The organism is Flagellimonas lutimaris (assembly GCF_051494225.1).
GTDB lineage: Bacteria > Bacteroidota > Bacteroidia > Flavobacteriales > Flavobacteriaceae > Flagellimonas > Flagellimonas lutimaris_A.
On record NZ_JBNPYE010000003.1, the window covers coordinates 1 to 21873 of the forward strand.

At 45.3% G+C, this 21873-nt stretch carries 23 protein-coding genes; 12 read left to right on the forward strand and 11 right to left on the reverse strand.

Annotated features, from left to right (window positions below):
- Positions 1 to 429: 429 nt before the first annotated feature.
- From ACQQ5U_RS08240 to ACQQ5U_RS08255, 4 genes are all read right to left on the reverse strand, one after another.
- Positions 430 to 609 (reverse strand): hypothetical protein, encoded by a 180-nt coding sequence (locus ACQQ5U_RS08240; protein WP_067036202.1) that lies wholly within the window; start codon positions 607 to 609, stop codon positions 430 to 432.
- 306 nt (positions 610 to 915) lie between these two features.
- Positions 916 to 1113, reverse strand: coding sequence for a hypothetical protein (locus ACQQ5U_RS08245; protein WP_090294768.1), 198 nt, complete (start codon positions 1111 to 1113; stop codon positions 916 to 918).
- Between the two features lie 150 nt (positions 1114 to 1263).
- Complete coding sequence (locus tag ACQQ5U_RS08250; RefSeq protein ID WP_090294766.1) at positions 1264 to 1713, reverse strand: JAB domain-containing protein; 450 nt, start codon at positions 1711 to 1713, stop codon at positions 1264 to 1266.
- A 63-nt stretch (positions 1714 to 1776) separates the two neighbouring features.
- The gene (locus tag ACQQ5U_RS08255) at positions 1777 to 2130 is read right to left on the reverse strand and encodes a single-stranded DNA-binding protein (RefSeq protein ID WP_036385938.1); all 354 of its coding nucleotides are present in this window, start codon (positions 2128 to 2130) and stop codon (positions 1777 to 1779) included.
- A 237-nt stretch (positions 2131 to 2367) separates the two neighbouring features.
- Here ACQQ5U_RS08255 and ACQQ5U_RS08260 point away from each other — a divergent pair, with 237 nt between their 5' ends.
- Positions 2368 to 2568, forward strand: coding sequence for a hypothetical protein (locus tag ACQQ5U_RS08260; protein WP_275648321.1), 201 nt, complete (start codon positions 2368 to 2370; stop codon positions 2566 to 2568).
- Positions 2569 to 3013: 445 nt separating this feature from the next.
- Here ACQQ5U_RS08260 and ACQQ5U_RS08265 read toward each other — a convergent pair whose 3' ends face one another.
- From ACQQ5U_RS08265 to ACQQ5U_RS08285, 5 genes are all read right to left on the reverse strand, one after another.
- Positions 3014 to 4981 carry a heavy metal translocating P-type ATPase gene (locus ACQQ5U_RS08265; RefSeq protein ID WP_090294760.1) on the reverse strand — a complete coding sequence of 656 codons (1968 nt, stop codon included), beginning with the start codon at positions 4979 to 4981 and terminating at the stop codon, positions 3014 to 3016.
- A gap of 42 nt (positions 4982 to 5023) precedes the next feature.
- Positions 5024 to 5440 (reverse strand): Fur family transcriptional regulator, encoded by a 417-nt coding sequence (locus ACQQ5U_RS08270; protein ID WP_067036187.1) that lies wholly within the window; start codon positions 5438 to 5440, stop codon positions 5024 to 5026.
- A 15-nt stretch (positions 5441 to 5455) separates the two neighbouring features.
- Complete coding sequence (locus ACQQ5U_RS08275; protein WP_090297494.1) at positions 5456 to 6655, reverse strand: efflux RND transporter periplasmic adaptor subunit; 1200 nt, start codon at positions 6653 to 6655, stop codon at positions 5456 to 5458.
- Positions 6656 to 6659: 4 nt separating this feature from the next.
- Positions 6660 to 11033, reverse strand: coding sequence for a CusA/CzcA family heavy metal efflux RND transporter (locus ACQQ5U_RS08280; RefSeq protein WP_090294757.1), 4374 nt, complete (start codon positions 11031 to 11033; stop codon positions 6660 to 6662).
- Between the two features lie 123 nt (positions 11034 to 11156).
- Entirely contained in the window at positions 11157 to 11465 is a 309-nt protein-coding gene (locus ACQQ5U_RS08285) for a DUF6660 family protein (protein ID WP_090294754.1), read from the reverse strand.
- 23 nt (positions 11466 to 11488) lie between these two features.
- Between ACQQ5U_RS08285 and ACQQ5U_RS08290 the strand changes: the two genes are divergently transcribed.
- From ACQQ5U_RS08290 to ACQQ5U_RS08340, 11 genes are all read left to right on the forward strand, one after another.
- The gene (locus ACQQ5U_RS08290; protein ID WP_437396686.1) at positions 11489 to 11842 is read left to right on the forward strand and encodes a hypothetical protein; all 354 of its coding nucleotides are present in this window, start codon (positions 11489 to 11491) and stop codon (positions 11840 to 11842) included.
- Positions 11843 to 12086: 244 nt separating this feature from the next.
- A complete protein-coding gene (locus ACQQ5U_RS08295) occupies positions 12087 to 12458 on the forward strand; it encodes an ArsR/SmtB family transcription factor (protein WP_090294748.1) in 372 nt (123 codons plus the stop codon).
- A gap of 1 nt (position 12459) precedes the next feature.
- A complete protein-coding gene (gene merTP / locus ACQQ5U_RS08300; RefSeq protein ID WP_437396689.1) occupies positions 12460 to 13062 on the forward strand; it encodes a mercuric transport protein MerTP in 603 nt (200 codons plus the stop codon).
- Between the two features lies 1 nt (position 13063).
- Positions 13064 to 13270 (forward strand): GDCCVxC domain-containing (seleno)protein, encoded by a 207-nt coding sequence (locus ACQQ5U_RS08305; RefSeq protein ID WP_072882309.1) that lies wholly within the window; start codon positions 13064 to 13066, stop codon positions 13268 to 13270.
- 58 nt (positions 13271 to 13328) lie between these two features.
- Positions 13329 to 13691: a metal-sensing transcriptional repressor gene (locus ACQQ5U_RS08310; RefSeq protein WP_072882308.1), complete on the forward strand. Its 363-nt coding sequence runs from the start codon at positions 13329 to 13331 to the stop codon at positions 13689 to 13691.
- Positions 13692 to 13849: 158 nt separating this feature from the next.
- Positions 13850 to 14119 carry a thioredoxin family protein gene (locus ACQQ5U_RS08315; RefSeq protein WP_067036165.1) on the forward strand — a complete coding sequence of 90 codons (270 nt, stop codon included), beginning with the start codon at positions 13850 to 13852 and terminating at the stop codon, positions 14117 to 14119.
- Positions 14120 to 14136: 17 nt separating this feature from the next.
- Positions 14137 to 14994: a hypothetical protein gene (locus ACQQ5U_RS08320; RefSeq protein WP_067036161.1), complete on the forward strand. Its 858-nt coding sequence runs from the start codon at positions 14137 to 14139 to the stop codon at positions 14992 to 14994.
- A 28-nt stretch (positions 14995 to 15022) separates the two neighbouring features.
- Entirely contained in the window at positions 15023 to 15508 is a 486-nt protein-coding gene (locus tag ACQQ5U_RS08325; protein ID WP_067036158.1) for a heavy-metal-associated domain-containing protein, read from the forward strand.
- Positions 15509 to 15513: 5 nt separating this feature from the next.
- On the forward strand, positions 15514 to 15855 hold the full coding sequence (locus ACQQ5U_RS08330) for a hypothetical protein (protein WP_067036155.1): 342 nt from the start codon (positions 15514 to 15516) through the stop codon (positions 15853 to 15855).
- Positions 15845 to 16666, forward strand: coding sequence for an NHL repeat-containing protein (locus tag ACQQ5U_RS08335; protein WP_067036222.1), 822 nt, complete (start codon positions 15845 to 15847; stop codon positions 16664 to 16666). The genes ACQQ5U_RS08330 and ACQQ5U_RS08335 overlap by 11 nt, the downstream gene beginning before the upstream one ends.
- Positions 16667 to 17109: 443 nt before the next feature.
- Positions 17110 to 18063, forward strand: coding sequence for a DUF4382 domain-containing protein (locus ACQQ5U_RS08340; protein ID WP_067036152.1), 954 nt, complete (start codon positions 17110 to 17112; stop codon positions 18061 to 18063).
- Positions 18064 to 18125: 62 nt separating this feature from the next.
- Here the strand turns inward: ACQQ5U_RS08340 and ACQQ5U_RS08345 are convergent, their stop codons facing one another.
- Both ACQQ5U_RS08345 and ACQQ5U_RS08350 read right to left on the reverse strand, forming a co-directional pair.
- A complete protein-coding gene (locus ACQQ5U_RS08345) occupies positions 18126 to 18932 on the reverse strand; it encodes a membrane metalloprotease (protein ID WP_245668099.1) in 807 nt (268 codons plus the stop codon).
- 558 nt (positions 18933 to 19490) lie between these two features.
- Positions 19491 to 21287: a ParB/RepB/Spo0J family partition protein gene (locus ACQQ5U_RS08350; RefSeq protein WP_437396692.1), complete on the reverse strand. Its 1797-nt coding sequence runs from the start codon at positions 21285 to 21287 to the stop codon at positions 19491 to 19493.
- Positions 21288 to 21873 lie beyond the last annotated feature (586 nt).

A 21873-nucleotide genomic window follows, 5' to 3' on the forward strand; every position in this document is an offset into this window, starting at 1 on the left:
GTCCTTAGGGTCTGTGCCGTGGTAAAACGGCAAACGCCTTATCAAAAAAGTGTCGCTTGATTCCAATATCATCGAATTGTTCACTTTGTTCATTTTTGACTTGTTTTTAACATGGAAATCCTTTTTGCGCCAAAGGCCCAAAAAGCATCGCACAAACCATCTTAAAAAGACAGCCGTCCCTTTTCATATTTTACCCTATGGAGCACGGACTTTTGGAAAGTCAGATCAAGTTGGGTTGCCGTGCAAACTTTGCTACGATGTAGCATCTTAAATATACCCACATTCCTTCAGGCACAAAAATGCGTTCTGCGGGCAAATGGCATCATTTGCCCGCAGCAAATATGAAACGTCCATTTTTGGGTTTCCACAACGTCGGGAGTTCCACGGGAACGCCAAAAAAAAGACCCTTTTTCAAGGGTCTTGTTCCCGTCAGTCCTCTGATGGAACAGTATTGGTCTGTTCCCTGTAATACTCATACCGAAATATCCAGAGATTGACCACCAGGGAGTAGGTTTTGTCCACCGTGGCATCCGCTGTCTTTTTGACAACGCTTTTCTTTGGATGTTTCTTTGCAGGGATTTCCAATGACTTTTTTACAATTGCTTTCATAATACATGATTTTAGATTATTAATTATTTGAGGGCATCCCCGCACTTCACAAAAATTTCAGCTCAAAAGGAAACGGAATAAGGAGTGAGGTACGAACGGTTTATGCCGTAGTCTTTTGATGGGAACATTTTTGAAGGGCGAACTTGCGGTCAAATAAGGGATAGGTATACTTTGGGGTTGCCCAATACTTTGCAAACAAGAATTTCCCAAATTGGTTTTTGGGTGTTCGACCCACCTAAAAACCAACCATGAACCCATAAAAAAAGCCCATCGTGATGGATGGGCTTCGATGGTGTGTTTTGGCATTCACATATTGAATACGAAATCATAACTGTAGAGATTTCGCATTGCCTCTTCTTCCAAGAGGGTATCATAGTCCTTATCATGCGTTTCTGCAAATTGGAGCAATTCGGTCCCGGAACGGCTTTCCACATCTTCTTTGGATACGGAAAGCAAACGTTCCTGGGTCTCGCTATCAAGGTTGGTAAAGTTCAAATAGACCATTATTCAAAACTTTGATAGTTCATTGCTCACAGATCATATAGGCTTGGATCGAACCCATCGGGGTAATACCTTGGGTCATATTGTTCTTCCAACCATTTTTCAAATTCCGTCATTTCTGTATTCGCTGTATTCGCTTCCATGACCATTGGATTAAAGAATTCCATTATCAGCAAAACTGTAATACCGTCCGTCTGGGGCAAGGATGATATGGTCCAAAATCTTGACGTCAAAAAGCTGTGCTGCCTCTTTGATTTTTTGGGTCAATTGTTTGTCCTGATAACTGGCCTTGAGTTGCCCAGAGGGATGGTTATGGGCGAGTATGATCCCCACGGAAAGAGTCTTTAGCGTAATGGCAAAAAGGATGCGCAGATCTACCAAGGTACCTGTGATGCCCCCATGGGATAAGGGGTAAATGCCCTTTACCTTATTGGACTGGTTGAGCAGCACGATCTTAAAGGTCTCGTGCAGGCCTATGGTCTTGTTGTCCCAGTTTTGGAACAATAGATTCGCTACCTCATTGGAGTTCGTCACGGACAGGGATTTCAGGGTACTGAGCTTTTCCCGATAACTGATCTGTATTTCATTGACACGGTGTTCCATTTCAAATATGTTAAGGATGAAAAAAGAAAGGGATGCCCAAAGACTGGACACCCCCTATCCATTTTACTCGGTGGTATTGTTATCACCACCACCCAAAAGCAGGATCTCACTGGCCACTACCTCGGTCACATACTTTTTATTGCCCTCTTTGTCCTCATAGGATCGGGAGGTCAATTTCCCTTCGATGGCAACTTCCTTGCCCTTGGTCACAAAACCTTCGATGATGTCGGCCAGTTTTCCCCATGCGATGATGGTGTGCCATTCGGTATTGGTCACCCGTTCCCCTTCGGAGTTCTTGTAATGTTCATTGGTGGCCATGGTGAACCGTGCCACACGTTTCCCCTTGTCAAGGTCTGTAATGGTGGGGTCCTGCCCCACATTTCCGATAAGTTGCACTTTGTTTCTCAATGTACTCATGATAAAAAGTTTTAAAGGCCTGCCGTCCTCCAGTATGGACAGATCAGCAAACAGGGTTAAAAATTTCCCCTCTATTTTTTTGGTTTTTGTCTCCCAAATTTTAAGGGGCGTTTGTTTGCTTCTTACGTGCGTAGCACAATAAAAGAAGGGGGTTCTGTCAAGGCTTTTGGACAGAAATCGGGAGGCTCCGCGACGTAGTAAAACCTTAAGGTTTTCAAGGAAGTGGAAACCCTATTTATGGACAAAACCTGCCTTGGCCTTGACAGGTTCGATGAGGGCCCTAGGAATTCCATCCGACCCATTGGCAAGGGAGCGTACGGGAAGTTAAGCGACTGCAGGCGATGGTGTCCTGATTGGAAGTCCTTGGGCCCTGCCCTGTTTTTCGATGCCCCGAAAAACAATCAGGGCTTCTTTTATTACGGGACCCTTAAAATTTGATGGGCGGACAAGCGGATTTGCGGCCTTATAGGCAAAACCCCAAGAAGGGTTTGCAAAGGAAGGACGCACCAAAAATCCGTTTGGGCGACTTCCGTTTTGCCCAAATGAAGTTTCATCAAACATTACGACAATAAGGGAACAAAAGTATTGGAGTTACCCTACGACCGGATTATTTTTCATCTACAGTGATAAGCATTTCGTAATTGTTCGGATAAGATTCTTTATGCCCGGAAGCTTTCATATTGTCTCATAAGTCCTGTCGCCGTTTCTCGAAGAATCAGACCCCTAACCTTCCTGAAGTCCCCTCCAAAACAAGGAAAGTTGTTTGGGTGTCTCAACCTGCGAAGCGTCTCATGTACAATTTTATTGAAGGTCTTGGCCAACCATGGAGCTGCCAACAACGGCTGAAATATAAGTTAGCCCAAAAAATAGTTCCTCTTTGAAACTAAGTGTTCCACTTCATCCGCTGAAGTCGAACAGCATTCAATATTGCCAATAAGGCAACCCCCACATCAGCAAAAACTGCTTCCCACATCGTGGCTAGGCCTCCCGCTCCAAGGATGAGCACAAATGCCTTCACGCCAAAAGCGAGCCCAATATTTTGCCAAACTATCTTTCGGGTGGAGCGTCCTATTTTAATGGCCCGTGCCATCTTGCTCGGTTGGTCGGTCTGAATGATGACATCTGCTGTTTCAATGGCCACATCACTACCCAAGCCTCCCATGGCAATGCCCACATCGCTGATGGCCAGAACGGGCGCATCATTAATGCCATCGCCCATAAAGGCCACTTTGGTGTCTGATTGTTTTTTGAGTTCTTCGACTTCGCCGAGCTTATCTTCTGGTAATAGGCCGCCCTTTGCCCAATCAAAGTTTAACTTTTTCGAGACTTGTTGCGTTATGGAATCTTTGTCACCCGAAAGCATTATGATTTTCGAAATCCCGGCATCCCTGATTTGTTGGATGGCTAGATGGGCATCTTCCTTGAGTTCATCTGCAATGGTAACATAGCCTGCAAATTTTTCATCAATGGCCAACATTACAATAGAATCTACAATATCATCGGTTTCTGGAGGCACATCAATGTTGTTTGAGGCCATTAGCGCTTTATTGCCCACCAGCACTGTTTTCCCATTGACCGTTCCCCTTAATCCCTTTCCGGCAACTTCCGAAACATCGGTTGCCTTTATATCCGTTCCTTCGGCTTTGTATTCCAAAATTGCTTTTGCTATGGGATGGGTAGATTGTTCCTCCATGGCCATCAAGTATTTCATAAACTTGGCTTCCTCAAATTGGGCAGTCTTGATCTCCTTGATTTTAAAAACCCCTTTGGTAACGGTTCCCGTTTTGTCCATCACTACCGTGTTCACTTTGGTGATTGCTTCCAAAAAAGATGCACCTTTGAAAAGAATCCCATTTCGGGATGCCGCTCCCAGACCACCAAAATAGCCGAGCGGAATGGAAATGACCAAGGCACAGGGACAGGAAACCACAAGGAATATTAAAGCGCGATAAAGCCAATCCCTAAATACATAGTCATTTAGAAAAAAGTAGGGCAAGAACGTTAATCCAATGGCAAGGAAAACTACAATGGGCGTATAAATTCTCGCAAATCTTCTAATGAACAGTTCTGTCTTTGATTTTCTGGCTGTAGCGTTTTGTACCATATCCAAGATTCGAGTGATGGAACTATCCTTGAATTCTTTGGAGGTTTCTACATCGATAACACCCTCAAGATTAATACTTCCGGCATAGACTTTTTCGTCTCTATTTATCGTATCGGGCTTACTTTCGCCAGTAATTGCCGCCGTATTGAGGGAAGCTCTTTCGGATAAGAGAATACCGTCCAAGGGGATTTTCTCACCCACACGTACTTGTATCCTTTCGCCAATCTCGACGGTTTCGGGGTTTACGGTAACGAAATTCCCGTTACGAAGCACCAAAGCTTCGTCCGGTCGCGCATCCAAAAGGGCCTTAATATTTCCCTTTGCCCGATTGACTGCTGCATTTTGGAACAGTTCGCCCACGGCGTAAAACAACATTACCGCCACGCCCTCTGGGTATTCGCCTATGGCAAAGGCCCCTAAAGTGGCAATGGACATCAGGAAAAATTCAGTAAAGAAATCACCATGCTTTATACTGTTCCAACCTTCTTTGATGACAGGAAAACCAACAGGCAAATAGGCAAGGGTGTACCATGCGATTCTTATCCAGCCCTTGAAAAACGGGAAAGCATCAAAATAGTCCACTGCTATGCCGATGATGAGCATTACAAAACTGAAAATGGCCGGTAAATAGGTTTTGAATTTAGATACACCTTCAGGACCACCATGGTTATGGCCACTTTCGTGTCCGTTTTCGCCCTGGCGTTCCTTTGAACCTAGATCACGTAGTTTTACTTTTTTCTTTTTCATAGACGGTAAGGTCGTAATTAGTTTCGTGCAACGGAAGTGCATTTATTGACCGCTGCATTTGTCGCAAATTCCCTTAATGACCAAATTGGCATTTTCTGCCACATACCCATCAGGTAGATTGATATGGGGAATCTTATGCTCAGTGAGACAGACCGTTTCATCACAGTTATCGCAATGAAAGTGCAGGTGCAGATCTTGTTCCATTTCACAATTGCAACCTGGTTCGCACAGGGCATACTTTGAAATATTGGTGCCATCATCTATTTGGTGCACAATTCGTTTTTCCTCAAAGGTCTTCAGGGTCCGGTACAATGTGGTTCTGTCCGCTTTTGAGAAAGCGTTCTCCATATCGGTCAGGGCAATGGCCACTTCCTTTTCAGCCAAATATTTATAGATCAAAATACGCATCGCCGTTGGGCGTACACCTTTGTTTTCCAATGTTTTTTCAATTTCTGTCATCATATTGTAATTTTATCAATGGCTATGTCCCGCATCCCCTTTTTTCATTTGGGCCATTAAATAGTAGGCATTGTTGTATGCAAATGTAGTATATGGCCCAACGGAATCTACAAAATCGATGGCGACCCAATCCCCGTCATTTGGGCCTGTGCTAATTTCGACAGGTTTGAAGCTCCAGTCATTGCCTTCACGCTCCGCTTTAAAAATATACTTCTTTCCTTCGTTTGAACTTATTGCACTTTCAGGCACCGCAACGGTCTCGGATTTTTGGATTTCAATCCGTCCTTCAACATACATCCCTGGAATCAGCTGCCCTTCCTTGTTCTCGATTTCAGCATGGACGTGTATCGCTTTGGGATTTTGCTCGAAAGTTTTCCCTACGGAATAAATTTTCGCAGTAAGTTCCTTTCCGGGAATGGATTGCACATTGAAGGATACTTGCTGGCCTACCTTTACTTTGTACACATCCTTTTCAAACACCATTAAATCGGCATGGACGTGATGGGTGTCAACGATTTCAAATAGGTCGGTCTGCGGTTCTACGTACTGCCCGGTTTTGACCGCTACTTTTTGGACAAATCCCTCAATGGGACTTCGCAATGCCACCCGTTGGTAAATCGTACCGTTTCTGACCCCGGATGCACTAATGTTCAATTGTTCCAACTGTGCTTCCAATCCTTTTGCCAGGCTTTGGGAGGCCCGGTATTCCGCTTTGGCCTTTTGAAAGTTGGCCCCGCTGCCCACCCCGGCATCATACAGGGTTTTTTGTCTTTCAAATTCCTTTTGCAGAAACTGGCTGTTACTGTAGGCGTTCAGGTAATCGGTCTGTTTCTGGATGATATTGGGGTGGGACAAATAGGCGACCGTTTGTCCCTTTTTTACTTTGTCGCCTTCAATGACCTCTATGGACACCACATTGGCACCCACGACCGTCGTAATGGTCGCTTCATTCTGAGGTGGGACCTCCAGTTGGCCATTGGCTTCCACATACTGCTTCATAACACGTTGGGCAACGGTATCGATTCTCATGTTAAGGTTCCGGCACTGCGCCTCCGTAAGCATGGCTTCTTTGGCTTCACTTTCTTTGTGCATTTCGCCCATTTCAGGTTTTTTTTGCTTTGCTTCTTCAGTATCGGCTTTGGAATTCCCACAGGAAGTAAGAACCAAGAGCATCGTCACGAGCCCGATAACGCTATATTTAAAAAGATTGTTCATTTGTCTATTGTTTAAAATATTGTAATTCAAATACTGATTCTAGATAGTTGTCAAGAGCGTCAAGTGCATCCGTTTCCGTGTTTATGGCATCCCGAATAATCTGTGTGAACGCTGCATAGTCCACCGCACCCTCCGCGTAGGCCAACAACGCTCCCCTGCGCTGCTCTTGGGCAAGCGGCAAGGCCTTGTCCCTATAAAATTGCCACGATGCGCTCCATTTCCGATAGGCTTGCACCGCCTGCCGATATTCGGATTGCAGCTGGCGTTTGGTATAATCCGCATTGGTCTTTGCGATTTCACTTTCAATTTTGGCGGCCTTGGCTTGACTACGCTGTCCACCTGAAAACAAAGGAACCGAAATGCCGGCTTGATAGGTGTAGAACCCGCTATTGCCATTGACCTGTTGCAGTCCGCCCTGAAGGTTGAACTTAGGCAGCAAGTCAGCCCGTGCCGCATCGTATGTCGCCTCGGCCTCCTCGATGCGCCTTTGTGAAAGTTCCAGCGCTGGGTGTTTTCCCAAATCCCCGTCCCATCCTAAAACCGTTACCGCACTTTCATCAAGTTTTTCTGGAACGGAATAGTAGATGTCCGAAAACAACCAAAGATTGAGCTTTTGTAGGGCAATGGCATAATCACTTTCGGCCTGTTGCAGTTGATTGTTGATTTGTAAGGCCTGATTTGTGGCCGATGAATATTCCAGCCGGGAAATGGCCTCTACCTTGAAGTTGAGTTCTATTGCTTTTTTAAACTGTGAATAAATGGAATCCAGTTCACGGTACAGTTCAAATTTCTGTCGTTGTCGATAGGCTTCTGACCAAGCCTTTTTGACCTCCTGTTCCACTTGCAGTTCGGAAAGGTCAAGAGCTGTCTCGGCCAAAGCGATGCGTTGTCTCTGCAAACGCCTTTTTGCACGGATGCTTAAAAGGTCGATATTCTGTTGTCCAACCCCAACCAAGGTATAAATTCCTTGTCCGTCCACAATTTCTTCGCCACCTGTGAAGACCTGGGTATTGCCAAGGTCGTAAGCCATACCTTTTAGGGCGGTTTGTTTTTGGACCTCCCATTGTTTCGCTTTCAACAGCGGGTAGTTTTTCTTGGAAACTTCCACCGCCTCTTCCAATGAAATAGCGGGCAGTGAATCTTTAGGCTGGATCTGCCGTGCATTTTCAAAACCTTCTTGCGCATGCATTTTGGCAGGCAGTGCGGTGGCGAACAAAAGAAGGACCATGACCACAGGGGTAACCCATTTCGGGTCGGGTTTACTCATCCGTTCCGAACGTCCCTCAACCCATTGGTAAAAGATGGGTAGGATAAAGAGGGTCAAGAGGGTCGAAGTTATCAAGCCACCAATGACCACGGTGGCCAAAGGTCGCTGTACCTCTGCCCCGGCCGAAGCCGAAACGGCCATGGGAAGAAACCCTAAAATATCCGTAAAGGCCGTGAGCATAATGGGACGAATCCGTCTTTTGGTGCCTTCTATAATTCTACCTTTAAGATTGGTCACGCCTTCTTCCTTCAGTTCATTGAGACCACTTATCATGACGAGTCCGTTCAGAACGGCCACGCCAAAAAGCACGATAAAGCCGACCCCCGCGGAAATACTAAAGGGCATATCCCTTAACCAGAGGGCGAACACACCGCCAATGGTGGCCATCGGGATGGCGAGGTAGATCATCAAGGTCTGTGGAAAGGACTTTAGCGCAAAATAAATCAATATGAAAATCAGGAACAAGGCAATAGGGACCACAGTTTGCAATCTATTGCTGGCGCGTTCCAGATTTTCGAAAGCTCCACCATACCGAATGTAATATCCTGTGGGCAGGTCAAACTGAGCATCCAATTTTTCTTGGATATCCTCTACAACGGATTTTACGTCACGGTCGCGAATATTGATGCCCACATAGGTCCGCCTATTGGTATTGTCACGGCTTATCTGCATGGGGCCGGGTTCATAACTTACCTCGGCAATTTCCCGTAATGGGATTTGCGAACCATTGGGCAGGTTGATAAACAGGTTCTGGATGTCCTCGATGCCTTGGCGGTTTTCCTCTTGAAGCCTTACGACCAGGTCAAACCGTTTTTCACCCTCGAAGATTACGCCTGCCTTTCCTCCTGCAAAGGCGGCCTGTACCACTTTATTGAGCTGTTCGATCTTTAGACCGTACTGTGCCAATTTATTGCGGTTATAGTCAATGGTGATTTGTGGTAGGCCGTCCGTGGCCTCAACTTTCATATCTGCCACACCGGGAACGGTGGCAATGATTTCCCCCATTTCCTCGGCCTTGCTTGCCAATATGCCGAGGTCTTCCCCGAACAATTTAATGGCCACATCCTCACGAACACCCGTAAGCAATTCGTTGAAGCGCATTTCGATAGGTTGGGTAAACTCAAAATTCACACCGGGAACGATACTGATGGCCTCCTTCATTTTTTCCACCAATTCATCCTTGCTTTCTGCAGATGTCCATTCATCCGTTGGTTTGAGGATAACGAAGATATCGGCGATATCCATGGGCATCGGGTCCGTTGGTACATCGGCGACACCGATACGGCTGAGAACGGTTTCCGCTTCGGGAAATTCGGCCTTCACGATACGTTCAATCTTTGTCGTGGTTTCGATGGTTTCCGACAGGGAACTGCCGGGTTTCAAGATCGCGTGAAAGGCAATATCGCCTTCGTCCAATTGCGGGATAAACTCACCACCCATTCTCGTAAAGACGAAAATGGCAATGGCAAAAATGGCAATGGCAATGCTTACGACCACTTTGGCCTTGGAAAGTGATTTGGTCAACAACGGTTCATATTTCTGCTCAATCCAATGCACGAACCTATCGCCATAGGATTGTTTTTTGGATTTTGGCGGCCGTAGGAACAATGCCGAAACCATGGGCACATAGGTAAGGCACAATAGCATGGCCCCGATCATGGCGAAAATGAAGGTGAGGGCCATGGGCCGGAACATTTTCCCTTCGACGCCCTCCAAGGCTAAAATGGGCAGGAACACGATCAGAATGATCAGCTGGCCAAAGAAAGCGGCGTTCATCATTTTTTTGGAGGCCTTAGCGGCGATGTCATCCCGTGTTTCTGCACTAACGCCATTCTTTTTGACCACATAGGAGTACATTAAAAAAACGGTGCCCTCTACGATGATCACCGCACCATCCACAATGATTCCAAAATCGATTGCCCCCAAGCTCATCAAGTTTGCCCATACGTCAAAAACATTCATCAGAATAAAGGCAAACAAAAGGGATAAGGGTATGGTCGAAGCCACAATGAGTCCGCCACGCCAATTTCCCAATAACAAGGCCAACACGAAGATCACGATAAGCCCACCTTCCAAAAGGTTCCCCGTTACCGTGCCTGTTGTCTCGGCGATCAATTCGCTGCGGTCAAGGAAAGGTTTGATGGACACTCCTTCAGGAAGGGACCGTTGTATCTGTTCCACACGTCGGGTCACGTTCTCGATCACCTCGTTGGAATTTGCCCCTTTGAGCATCAAGATCATTCCGCCCACAGCTTCACCCTTTCCATCTTTGGTAAGCGCACCATAGCGTACTGCACTTCCCATGCTTACCTTACCTATATCCTTCACTTTGATGGGAATGCCATTAACGGCCTTGACCACCATGTTTTCAATATCCGATATGGTCCTGGCCAGTCCTTCACCACGAATGAAGTTGGCTTGGTGGTTACGCTCGATGTAGGCCCCACCTGTATTCTGGTTGTTGTTTTCAAGGGCCGAGAACACTTCTGTAATGGTAATACCAATGGCGCGAAGTTCGTCCGGGTCAACCGCCACTTCGTATTGCTTTTTGTTTCCGCCAAAGGCGTTTACCTCAACCACGCCGGGTACCATGGCCATCTGTCTCCGTACAATCCAGTCCTGCATCGTTCGCAGTTCCGTTGCCGAATATTCACCTTGATGTTCATCATCTACTTCAAGGGTATATTGGTAGATTTCGCCCAATCCCGTTGAAATTGGCCCCATAACGGGTTTGCCAAAGCCAGAAGGGATCTGTTCCTGAACCTCGGGCAGTTTTTCGGCTACAAGTTGTCTGGGCAAATAAGTGCCCACCTCATCGTCAAATACAATGGTCACCACAGAAAGCCCAAAACGGGAAACAGAGCGGATTTCCTTGACATTGGGTAGGTTGCTCATCGCAACTTCCACGGGATAGGTCACGAATTGCTCAATATCCTCTGTTCCCAGATTAGGTGATTGAGTGATGACCTGCACTTGATTATTGGTGATATCCGGTACGGCATCGATGGGAACTTGGGTCATGCTATAAACGCCCGCACCAATCAATGCGAGGGTCAGCAGACCTATAATAAATTTGTTATTGATTGAAAAATCAATGATTCTGTTGATCATATAAAATGTGTTTTAATTCAGTTGAACCAATGCAATAGGGTTGCAAGTATGAGGGAACAGGTCTTTGAAAAGTTCAAAGTCCATAAACCTCATAATCGGATATAGCTATCCTGTAAAACTGAATTAAACCTGTGGAGGTTGAAATAGTGGGTCGGTAAATTCCTTGCCCAATCCTTCAAAATGGGTGAAATCCTCTTCAAGGTAAGTCTCTTGAAGCGGCTGGAATCGAGCTATACCAAAATCCACCGTGTGCACATGGCAGCAATGGCAGTGGCAAAATGGTGAGCATAGTTCACAATTCTCGCTGTGTTCACCATCAAATTGAACCAGATAAACACCTTGGGAGTCTTCTGTTACGTTACCCGCATCACTGCAAGGAACCACATTGAGTGCCAACACGTAGATGGATAATATGACGGTAAAAAATTTCACTTTGCAAAGATAACAGAACTTTGGTGCAACTGCATTGCAAAATCCGGAAAGGACCTATTGAAGATTTAGTGTGTGGAACCAAGAGCATTCCATTTCAAATTTCAAAGGATGATCAAATGGGGCAATCCGGACCATCCAAAATTCAAGACAGGAAATTTCCAATCCATACCGACCCCCAAAAGGCTATGGCTTTACCAGAGTACGTCCCAATCCCAATTCGTCTGGAAAAAATCAAAGTATCCAAGAACGCTCATGATAGCCGAAAAAATAAATCACTGCTGGAACAAGCCACTACAACTGCCATGGATCACGAAACAAAGTACAGTTGGCAAGTGGAACAAGCAAACGTTCCTTGTAATGGACAGGTGTCCAACTGACCGTAATAAACGGTCTTAATCATAGTACAAAATGGTGGCCTAAAAGATTCAATTTATGTAGCGGGCAGTACTAAAGGCCACGTGGGATGTATAAAAGTCCTATTCAAAAGGGGGAAGTTGACCTGTAATGGGATGCTTCCTTGAAGGATAAGCCAGTCGTTCCATAAACCGGTCATAAAAAAACAATTTATTTAAGCATTTGCTTATATAATGATATAACCTTATCTTTAATAAAATTTTTATCATGGCCCTTGAAATAAGTTGCACCCGCGCCGAGGCAGACCAAAAGCAGTTGATGCGCTGTCGCGAGACACTACGGATGAGTTCGAATTCAATCAACACTATTGGTAAGGTACTGGCCCTAGCAGGAAATGAGACCAGATTGAAGATTCTTTTCCTGCTGAACAAGGAAGGTGAGCTCTGCCCTTGTGATTTTTCAGATATACTGGAAATGACCGTACCCGCAATTTCGCAGCATATCCGTAAGATGAAGGATGCTGGTCTAATTACCTCCAGACGGGAAGGCCAAACCTTGTATTACTCACTGGTAAAAGGCCAAAGCGAGGTGTTGGAAGGCATATTCAGCAGGCTTCAGGAAAACAAAAAAGTTGCATAGAATGAACATAGAAAGATCATCATATTCAGCAATGTTCACTGGAGTTTTTACAGCGATCACAGCTTCATTATGCTGCATCACACCTGTGCTTGCATTGATTGCGGGCACCAGCGGAATGGCATCTACCTTTGCATGGCTGGAAGCTTTCAGACCATTTTTTATAGGCCTGACCGTATTGGTACTTGGATTTGCCTGGTACCAGAAGCTAAAGTCAAAATCGCAGCAAGAAATTGATTGTGCCTGTGAAAATGATGTAAAACCTTCTTTTCTACAATCAAAAAGGTTCCTGCTGTTTGTTACCCTCTTTGCGGGACTGATGCTGGCATTTCCATATTTCTCAGGGCTTTTTTATGCCCAACCGACCAAGGAAATCATATATGTGCCCCAGGACAACATGGTAGATATAACCTTTACAGTGGAAGGAATGACCTGTTCCGGCTGCGAAAACCACATTGAGAGCGAGGTCAACAAATTGGACGGTATCGTTTCAGTAAAAGCAAGCTATGAAAAAAGCAATACTACAGTTAAATATGACCGTACCAAAGTTACGGAGCAACGAATCATAAAGGCCATCAACAATACGGGCTATAAGGTTTCTGAATAATATGGATACAAAAATATTATCTACCATTACCTGTCCGAAATGTGGGTACCAAGAAGAGGAAGAAATGCCAACCGATGCTTGCCAGTACTTTTATGAATGTAAAAACTGTCACGAAGTAATTCGACCTAAAGAAGGCGATTGCTGTGTTTTTTGTTCCTATGGCTCTGTCGCCTGTCCACCCATACAGAATAAATCTTCCTGTTGTTGACGAGAATAGTGGTAGACCAACCTTTTCACAACCATATATTGCAGATAAAATATAAATTATGATACCAAAAGATTTAAGCCAGGACATCAAAACGAGACTTCAAAGCATCAATGGACAGGTAAACGGTTTGGTCAGGTTATTGGACGAAAGTTCCGACCCCGAGAAGATTTTGGTACAGTTCAAAGCAGTGAAGAACGCCTTGGACAAGGCACATCACCTGCTCCTCGATGAGACCTATCGAAAGACCCTCGCCATCAAGATATCTGAGACTGTCGAGGCCTGTCCAGGAAATTGCGGCAATGAAGAACGTATCGAATTTATACGAAAGCAATTTCCAGATTTGGAATTGGACAGCCTAACGGAAAAGATGAAGGAGATAGATGCGCTCAAGGCCAAACTCGAAAACCACAAAAATGCCTGACCTCCCCATAATCAGAACCGATTTGATGGCCTGCACGATGCGGGCTTTTTTTTTGAAATTTTATTTGGAGACCACCCTACCCATCATTCTACCTTTGATGCATTGTTTGAATTCCATGTCGTGTACAGGAAATTTTAAACTATTTAAAAAACAGAAACATGAAACGTCAAGTAGAAGTATTTACGGCCAATTGTCCGGTCTGTGACCCCGTGGTCAAAAAGATAAAGGAACTGGCCTGCGATACATGTGAGGTAACGACCTATGATCTGGTCAGGCTATGTGAGGACAAGACCTGTCTTGATAAGTTGGATGAATACGGCATCAAGAAAGTGCCTGCTGTGGTCGTGAACGGTGAGCTCTTGGAATGCTGTAAGGATTCGGCCATTACCGAAATGGAATTGGTGGAAGCAGGAATTGGGCAGTCATAATTGAAAAGTGTTTGCATATGATTTGCAGAATATCCCTGAACATTCGCTATGTCAAATTGATATTGCTATTGGCCATATCAGGATCGGTGATGGCCCAGGGCCACGGCCCCCTCTATGGGCTACAGACACCGACCCTTGCCAAAGGCGGTGTGGATTTGAACGTGGCCGGGATGAGCCTAGGCACAGAAACCGAAACCTCCTATATGTTGCGCTACCTATTTTCCTATGGCATTACAGAAGATCTACAGGTAAACCTTACCACGCCCACACTGATAGAACGGTTGGGCGAGACGCCAAGGACACGGGGCAATAGCAATATGCCCGCCAATGGGGATATCGAGGCTTCCCTTTGGTACCGTTTTTTCTCGAACGCCTTTGGTGTGGGAAAGCGGTTTGAGTCCACTGCCATCGTGGGTGTTTCCACTCCTACCGATAATGTCAGGGGACAGGTCAATGTCGGCAACGCTATACATGCAGCCATTTCCACGGGCTATGCCTCACGCACTTGGTATGCATGGATCGGTGGCGGTTACCAATATTATTTTGAAAGAGATGACGAACGATTGGGCGACCTGCCCTATGCGAGTGCCGTTGTGGGGTACCGGCCCAATATCTTTTTGGGTGATTACCCAAAACCCGATTGGCGCATCTTTATCGAATCATTGGCCGAATTCCCTGGAGTCAATAAAATTGATGGACAACTGGATTTGAGCGATACGCGCAGTACAAAGGTTTTGGTGGGACCTTCTTTCCTAGGACTTTACGGTGCTTGGGGCATATCCTTTGGTGCGATGGTTCCAGTAGTACAGGATTTGACACCCGGTTGGGTAAAAGAAAGGTATCGGATTGCCGTAAATTTAAGTTATTGGTTGTAAACACAGTATAAATTAAAAAGCACATATAATGAAAAACATCAAAATGATGGCCCTGATCGGTATTCTTGGAATAGGCACGATAAGCGGCCAAATCGCCAGGGTTGACCAAGAAGTCTATGGAATGGACTGCGCGCCCTGTGCCTATGGATTGGAACGCGGGTTGAAAAAGATGGACGGGCTTCAGGAGGTTCGCGTCAGCCTGAACGATGGAAAAGCGTATTTGGGATTGGCCGAAAAAAATGACCTTACCTTACGTAGCATTCAGGAAGAGGTCAAAAAGAACGGTTTTTCGGCAAAGAAAGCCGAAGTGGTTCTAATGGGTAACGCAACGAAAGAGGATGGCCAATGGTACATCGAGACCGATAACGAACGGTTTGCGGTATCGCAGGATACATCAATCGAATTGGTTCAAAAATTGGCGGTGGGCAGGACAACGCTAAGTGGCACGGTACAGGATGAAGATGATGATAATCTCTCGGACCAATGGGAGATCATACTGTCCAAAATAGAATAGGCCTTATGAAAGTAATTCTCAAAATGGTATTGGGCACCAGCTTGGTAGCGGCCCTTCTTCCGGTAATGTGCTGTTTGGCCCCGACCTTGTTGTCGGTCGTGGCGGGACTGGGTTTCTTGGGTGGGAATTTTGAATGGGTACATCCCGTGCAGCCCTATCTGACCACTATTTCGGCAGGAACGCTTGGGTTCGCCCATTTTAAAAACATCAAAAATGAAAGGAAATGTGGGAATGCAGGTCCTTGTCAAAACCATGGACAAAAGCACCACATTAATTCGTGGACGCTTTGGACCGTTACATTTCTGGTTTTAATACTTACGATAGTAAACTATGGATATGAATATTAGACCCGCACATATTATTCAGGTTGTTTTTTTACTGTCCCTTATGTCAAGTTGTGAGCAGCCCGAGAAACAATGGCAGTTCGAACGGAAGATCATGCTGCCCGAGAAAGCCCGACCCTTGGCTTTGGCCAAAGATGGTGATGCGATATGGTTTTCCGATCCTGATTATTTTAGGCTTTACAAGATCGACCGGGACGGAGAGCTGTTGGATTCGATTACTGGTATCCAGCGACCAATGAACATCCATACTGACAATGGCACCCTGTTTATTCCCGAATTTTTGACGGACACCATCTGGCAATATAGAGATGACAAAAGATGGCCTTTGAAACTATCCAAAAGACCACAGGCCCCAGCAGGGGTTTCCATTTACGGAGATACAGTTCTTGTAGCCGATTTTTATAACCACCGAATCATCGTACAGACACCGAATGAATGCTTCACTATTGGTAGGCAGGGGCACAAAGATGGGGAGCTGTACTATCCGATAGACGTAAAGATGAAGGATAACAGGATATATGTGGCCGATGCGTACAACAGCAGAATACAGGTCTTCGGGTTCGATGGAACACACCTAAAAACCATTGGTGGAAATGAAAAAATGAACGTCGCTTCCGGTATTGCAATGGGGGGAAGGGAGTTCGCAATTACCGACCAAGAAAATGGCCGGGTGTTGATTTACAACTTTGATGGATCATTGCGGCAAGTCTTGACCGAAAGCATCAAGTATCCAACGGATGTGCAATTCGACGGGGAATACCTATACAGCACGAATTTTAAGGAGAACGCAATTTTAATCTGGTCCAGAAAATAGTGGGGACATTGGACAATTCACTTGTTCCTTAAAAAGTTCGCTTTACAAAACGACCATCCTTTAAACTGAGCGGGAAACCGATTAAGCCATTACTGAAAACAAGATTCCCAGAATCATGTTTTTGTCCCAAATTTCAAGGTTCACTTTCCCGCTTGTTGTTTGAACAATCCAATCGAAAAACGTAAATGATCGAACCTTCATTGATTTAAAATATCAGAACCATTGTTCTACGTATACGGACCAGGACCCTTGACCTCTTTAATCAAAAAAATCCAATGTGTTTCTAAGTATGCCGTATCATCTGTGAGCCCTATCGTAGGGAGTCCGAACCATCATTCCATGAAGTCGGCATTGTATTGGGCCTGTTTGACCCAAGTAGGGTTTGACGTATGCCAATTGTTATATTACTGAAACAAATAATAAATCCTTAAATCTTAATTTTTATGAAGACCCTTTTGAAAAACTTGGGAATTATCTTTGGAACAATGCTTTTGATAGTATCCTGTAGTGACAACAATGAAAATGACAATGTAGAGAAGGAATCTTATCAAACAACCCTTAAAATGACCGATGCACCCATTGACAATGCGAACGTGGAAGCTGTGTTCATCACGGTCTCCGATGTAAAGGTGGACGGAAACTCCATTGAGGGGTTCTCCAAGACCACTTTTGACCTTTCGGCCTTGGTCAACGGGCAGACCAAAACTTTGGGCAATCTTGACATGGAAGCGGGAACCTATTCCAATTTGGAACTTGTACTGGACTATGATTCCGATATGGATGGCAATGCCCCGGGATGTTATGTGGAAATGGCCGATGGGACCAAGGACAAGATCGCGTCGACCTCACAGTCCATCAATATCACTGATAGTTTCGAGGTCTTTGCCACCAATACCAATGAGATCATCATCGATTTCGACCTGCGAAAGACCATAAAGGAAGAACAGGGGACCTTGGAATCAGACTTTGATTTCGTGACGCTTTCAGAGCTTTCCGCAGGTATTCGGACCGTAAACAAAGAAGCGACGGGAGAGATTTCGGGTACGGTCAACGATTCCCAAGATACTTCCGATAAAATTGTGGTGTATGCCTATGAAAAGGGCACATACAATGCCGAAGTGGAGACCCAGGGCCAGGGTGAGAGCAGTATCAGGTTCGCCAATGCCGTGACCAGTGCTGAAGTGGGCGGAATCAACAACTCCTATAGCCTTAACTTTTTGGCCGAAGGGGAGTATGAACTCATCTTTGCTTCCTATACCCAAGATGGTACTGAGTTTTATTTCAACTCACAATTGGAAGTGGAGTCCACCACAGGTCTCGACCTGGGGGCCATCAATATCACATCGGCCCTACAGTTGAGCGCCAATGTCACCGTGACCGGGACCGCTTCGCTATAGGCAATCCCATCGATTATAACAAGAAAAGCCCCAGAACGGGGCTTTTTTTATGGTCAAAGGTTTTATTTGCCACCATTGGCCTGTAAATCTGCCAAACAGGCTGCATCCAATCCTGGAATGGTGCCGCCACTAATCATATTGATGAGCCCCTCACCGGTTTCCGCTGTCCAATACATCAGACAATCCTCAGTGGTACAATGCTTTCCGTGTGTCTCATCCTGATGCGTACTTTGCAATGGGGTACCGGCATTTACCAATCCCAATAGATGTCCAAACTCATGGTCAAGGACCGTGGTCTCCAGAACCGTAGTGCTCGGGGCCAAGGGTTGTCCGCTAAATTCCCGGATGGTATCTGCAAAGATGACAAAGGAGGTGTTCCTGTAGGCTACCCCCAATACGGAACCGTTTTCCGTGTTCTCGGAATATTCCCCATCAATAAAAAGGCCAAAAACCTTTAGGATACCCTCTTGGTTATAGGCTGTACGTATATCATCCTCCAAGTTCCTGATATCCGTAATGGAATAAACGGCCTGCCCCGAGGATGAAATCTCTGTAAGCGCAATGGTAACCCCATCGGGTTTATGGAGCCGTTCCATCAAGAAGGACTCAAAATTGTCCAAGGTTGTTGCACTGGGCTTTAGACCTTCCACATAGAATATTTCAAGGTGCAGTGCTGGAAAACGGGAACCATCCAACAGATCTGCGGCCGAATCCCCGACGGACTTACGGTTCTGTGAAACATCCATTGTGTCGTTCAATCCATTTCCATCATCCGCTTGTCCCGAGTCGGCACTGCAGCCAAGACCCAAAATACCAAGCAATCCCATTAAACAAATGGAACAAAATCTTTTTCTTACATGTAATTCCATATTTACCCAACGGCAGATAAAAAAGGATAGTATGCCCTTGTCCCGTTTATTTTTAAACCATATTCCCTCGACCTAACGTTTCGAAAGACCTTTTTGGACAATCGCCTGAGCACCACCTTGCGGTGGCAAAATATCGATCTTTTGCTTTTGGGCAGCAAAGAGTAGCTTTCACGACCTTTGGGGAAGGGGAATTTTTTACCACCATCAAATATATCATTGTGGTGGACATAATTATCCCAAGTCTATCCTATACCTTCAGTAACGCAAAGAACAAATCGCGGTTCATTGATAGTGAGTTTGGCAAAAAAGAATTTTAAAAGTAATACCCTAGATAAAAAACATGTCCCCCACTCTTTTTTTGGTGTCCATGCCCATAATGGAACCATAGGTTTAATTAAGGGAAGGGATAAAGGAAGCTATCCCATTACCTTGGTCCATTCAGTAGAACCCTGGGAGCACAATAATCAGTTGGACATTATAGCTTACATAACGATGTAGATAAACAATGGATGTCCAAAAAAAAGAGACCTGGTGACAGGCCCCTTCCATCAATCTTTGTTAATCCTCAATTGCCTTGGCCTGCTGCTCCAGGGCAACTACCCTTTCCTTGATCCGTGCTTCTCGCTTTTGCCGACTTTCGACATAGGTTTCTTCAATGGCCGAGATCTTGTCCTTGTAAAAGGATAGCATCGCCACATAGAAGGATTGGTTGGTCATGTCATTGGTATGGTTGCTTTCCCCAAGGTGTACCTGCCTGGTCAACAAAAACCGTATCAGTTTATAGAAGGCCTCTTTCTTGAAGTTTTGTTTGAACCGGGCCACCAGCTCCTCTCGGGACAATTTGGAATCCTCCCCAATGAACCCCTCAAAATGTTCCCTTTGACTATAATATCCAATGTTGTTCTCGAACAGTGAGATGGAGATGGCCACCATTTCATCCGTGGTCAAAGGTTTGTTCCTATTGATGTAATCCGTTTCCCGGATCATATCCACCACTTCCTTGAACTGGTGGTTGTTCTCGATCTGTTTTTTCCTAAGTTCCCGTGCATGAATCTTGATGATCTGTTCCTCTGGGGAACATTCGGCCATCTTCCGTTCCTCCAAGGACTTGGCACCTGAACTTCCATTATTGGTTTCTTCCCTGACCTTTACAAAAATGGACTGTGTCAAGTAGGTATCCGTTTCCAGTAGAATACCCTTTTCAAATCCATTTTCCACGGCCTTGTCCCATGCCTCCTTTTCCTCGGTGAAGGATTCCAAAGCTTCGTCAAGGAATTCAGCCAATTCTTCCTCGGTGTATTCATAGTGCCGGTGCTCTTCTTTAATGCTTTTCATGGTAGGCTCAACAGGCTCCTTTAAAATTTCGAATTCATTGGTCAAATGTACTTCTAGACCTTCTTTTTCCATTTGGGCCATGACCCACTGGTTGCGTTCCTCGTCCACCCAATATTTGTTGATGTTGGGCACCAGTTTCAATCCTTCCTTTTTTACTCTTTTCAGGAGTTGCAAAAAGGTCTTTGTCTTTTTGTTCTCAAAACAGGAGGTCCGGGTACAGACCATCTTCCCTTCCCCGAACAAGTTGCCTTGGTTGGCAGCGTTGAAAGGGCAGGCAACACATGCCCCTGCTTTGGGCAATAAGGTCTTATCTGTCACATCAAAGCTGGCCTTGGTCAGGTCAAAGGTTCGGCTCTCGATCATCCGTTTGATTCGATGTTCCTGAAATTTCCCTTCCAGGCTTTCCAATAACATCTGTTGTTCGCCGGGCTCAAAAAGTGCCACTGCGACTCCCAAGGACAAGGTCATTTCCCCATTTCGGACAAAGGCCTTGAATCCCTCGATTAAACCGGCCAATTTGATACGCTGGCGGATAAAGTTCTCCGAACGCCCGAGACGTTTGGCAATCTCAACGGGTTCGTAACGGTCCAACAAAAATTGGATGGCCTCGGCCTCCTCAGTAGGTTCCACATCTTTCCTTTGGAGGTTTTCGATGATCTGGACTTCCAAAATTTCAGAGCCCGTATATTCCCTTATCATGGCTGGAATAGTAGACAATCCTGCCAATTTACTGGCTCGAAATCGCCTTTCACCCATGATGATGATATAGCCGTCATCAGATTTTCTCACAGTGATGGGCTGCAATACACCATGCTCGGCAATACTCTGTGCCAAATGATTGAGACTTTGTTCATCCAAGGTTTTTCTGGGTTGTGTCGGATCTGGCGAAACCAAACCGATTTCCAACATCTGGATCTGTGGAACAGAGTACTGTTCCTTCTGCGGTGCGGGTCGGTTTGCTTTTGATGATTGGTCCGCATTCCTTTTGCTTGTCGTTCTTTGTTTTGTTTGTGCTTCCATGATTTTTTGGATTTTTGGTTAAACAATATTTGAGCGGAAACCAAGCGGAAGACAAAATTTTGGAGTGGCAAGGAAACGGAATAAACAGTGACCATCGGAACGGTTTTATGCCGTCCCTTGTCCGAGAAAATAGTGCGAGCTTAACTTTCGGGAATATTGGTAAGAAAATAAAAGTTATAAGGCAAAATTCAAGCGTTGGTGCCTGATGTGATTTATAATGGTTTCAAAAGCGCTCCTTGGGAACCCAATGGTTGCCCTTACCATGCATATAGACAAGTTTAAGAATTTTGGCCCAAGAGCACACTGTTCATTAATTTGTTTATAACACACCGTCGACCAAGCCCCTACCCCATTGACTTTCTTCCTGGAAAAAACTAACTTCACTACATGGTAAACATCGGTGTTCATGAGCTATTTTGATATTTCGAGTGAATTGTGAACACCGATGTTTACCATGTGGAAAATTTGCCTAGTGCTGTTGGTCAAGACCAACAGCACTAGGTTTACACCCTCCATCTTTTGTAATTTTCACTCTTGTCTCCCCAAAAATTTATTCGTCACATTTTTTTACTAAATTTGTGACAAA

Excerpts from the sequence above, each read along its gene's own strand:
- ACQQ5U_RS08295 (WP_090294748.1), top strand. The coding sequence starts at position 12,087 with ATGGCCCTTGAAATAAGTTGCACCCGCGCCGAGGCAGACCAAAAGCAG.
- ACQQ5U_RS08315 (WP_067036165.1), top strand. The coding sequence starts at position 13,850 with ATGAAACGTCAAGTAGAAGTATTTACGGCCAATTGTCCGGTCTGTGAC.
- ACQQ5U_RS08340 (WP_067036152.1), top strand. The coding sequence starts at position 17,110 with ATGAAGACCCTTTTGAAAAACTTGGGAATTATCTTTGGAACAATGCTT.
- ACQQ5U_RS08325 (WP_067036158.1), top strand. The coding sequence starts at position 15,023 with ATGAAAAACATCAAAATGATGGCCCTGATCGGTATTCTTGGAATAGGC.
- ACQQ5U_RS08270 (WP_067036187.1), bottom strand. The coding sequence starts at position 5,440 with ATGACAGAAATTGAAAAAACATTGGAAAACAAAGGTGTACGCCCAACG.
- ACQQ5U_RS08245 (WP_090294768.1), bottom strand. The coding sequence starts at position 1,113 with ATGGTCTATTTGAACTTTACCAACCTTGATAGCGAGACCCAGGAACGT.
- ACQQ5U_RS08275 (WP_090297494.1), bottom strand. The coding sequence starts at position 6,655 with ATGAACAATCTTTTTAAATATAGCGTTATCGGGCTCGTGACGATGCTC.
- ACQQ5U_RS08280 (WP_090294757.1), bottom strand. The coding sequence starts at position 11,033 with ATGATCAACAGAATCATTGATTTTTCAATCAATAACAAATTTATTATA.
- ACQQ5U_RS08265 (WP_090294760.1), bottom strand. The coding sequence starts at position 4,981 with ATGAAAAAGAAAAAAGTAAAACTACGTGATCTAGGTTCAAAGGAACGC.
- ACQQ5U_RS08335 (WP_067036222.1), top strand. The coding sequence starts at position 15,845 with ATGAATATTAGACCCGCACATATTATTCAGGTTGTTTTTTTACTGTCC.
- ACQQ5U_RS08320 (WP_067036161.1), top strand. The coding sequence starts at position 14,137 with ATGATTTGCAGAATATCCCTGAACATTCGCTATGTCAAATTGATATTG.
- ACQQ5U_RS08260 (WP_275648321.1), top strand. The coding sequence starts at position 2,368 with ATGGACAAAACCTGCCTTGGCCTTGACAGGTTCGATGAGGGCCCTAGG.
- ACQQ5U_RS08305 (WP_072882309.1), top strand. The coding sequence starts at position 13,064 with ATGGATACAAAAATATTATCTACCATTACCTGTCCGAAATGTGGGTAC.
- ACQQ5U_RS08330 (WP_067036155.1), top strand. The coding sequence starts at position 15,514 with ATGAAAGTAATTCTCAAAATGGTATTGGGCACCAGCTTGGTAGCGGCC.
- ACQQ5U_RS08240 (WP_067036202.1), bottom strand. The coding sequence starts at position 609 with ATGAAAGCAATTGTAAAAAAGTCATTGGAAATCCCTGCAAAGAAACAT.
- ACQQ5U_RS08345 (WP_245668099.1), bottom strand. The coding sequence starts at position 18,932 with ATGGAATTACATGTAAGAAAAAGATTTTGTTCCATTTGTTTAATGGGA.
- ACQQ5U_RS08255 (WP_036385938.1), bottom strand. The coding sequence starts at position 2,130 with ATGAGTACATTGAGAAACAAAGTGCAACTTATCGGAAATGTGGGGCAG.
- ACQQ5U_RS08250 (WP_090294766.1), bottom strand. The coding sequence starts at position 1,713 with ATGGAACACCGTGTCAATGAAATACAGATCAGTTATCGGGAAAAGCTC.
- ACQQ5U_RS08310 (WP_072882308.1), top strand. The coding sequence starts at position 13,329 with ATGATACCAAAAGATTTAAGCCAGGACATCAAAACGAGACTTCAAAGC.
- merTP (WP_437396689.1), top strand. The coding sequence starts at position 12,460 with ATGAACATAGAAAGATCATCATATTCAGCAATGTTCACTGGAGTTTTT.
- ACQQ5U_RS08350 (WP_437396692.1), bottom strand. The coding sequence starts at position 21,287 with ATGGAAGCACAAACAAAACAAAGAACGACAAGCAAAAGGAATGCGGAC.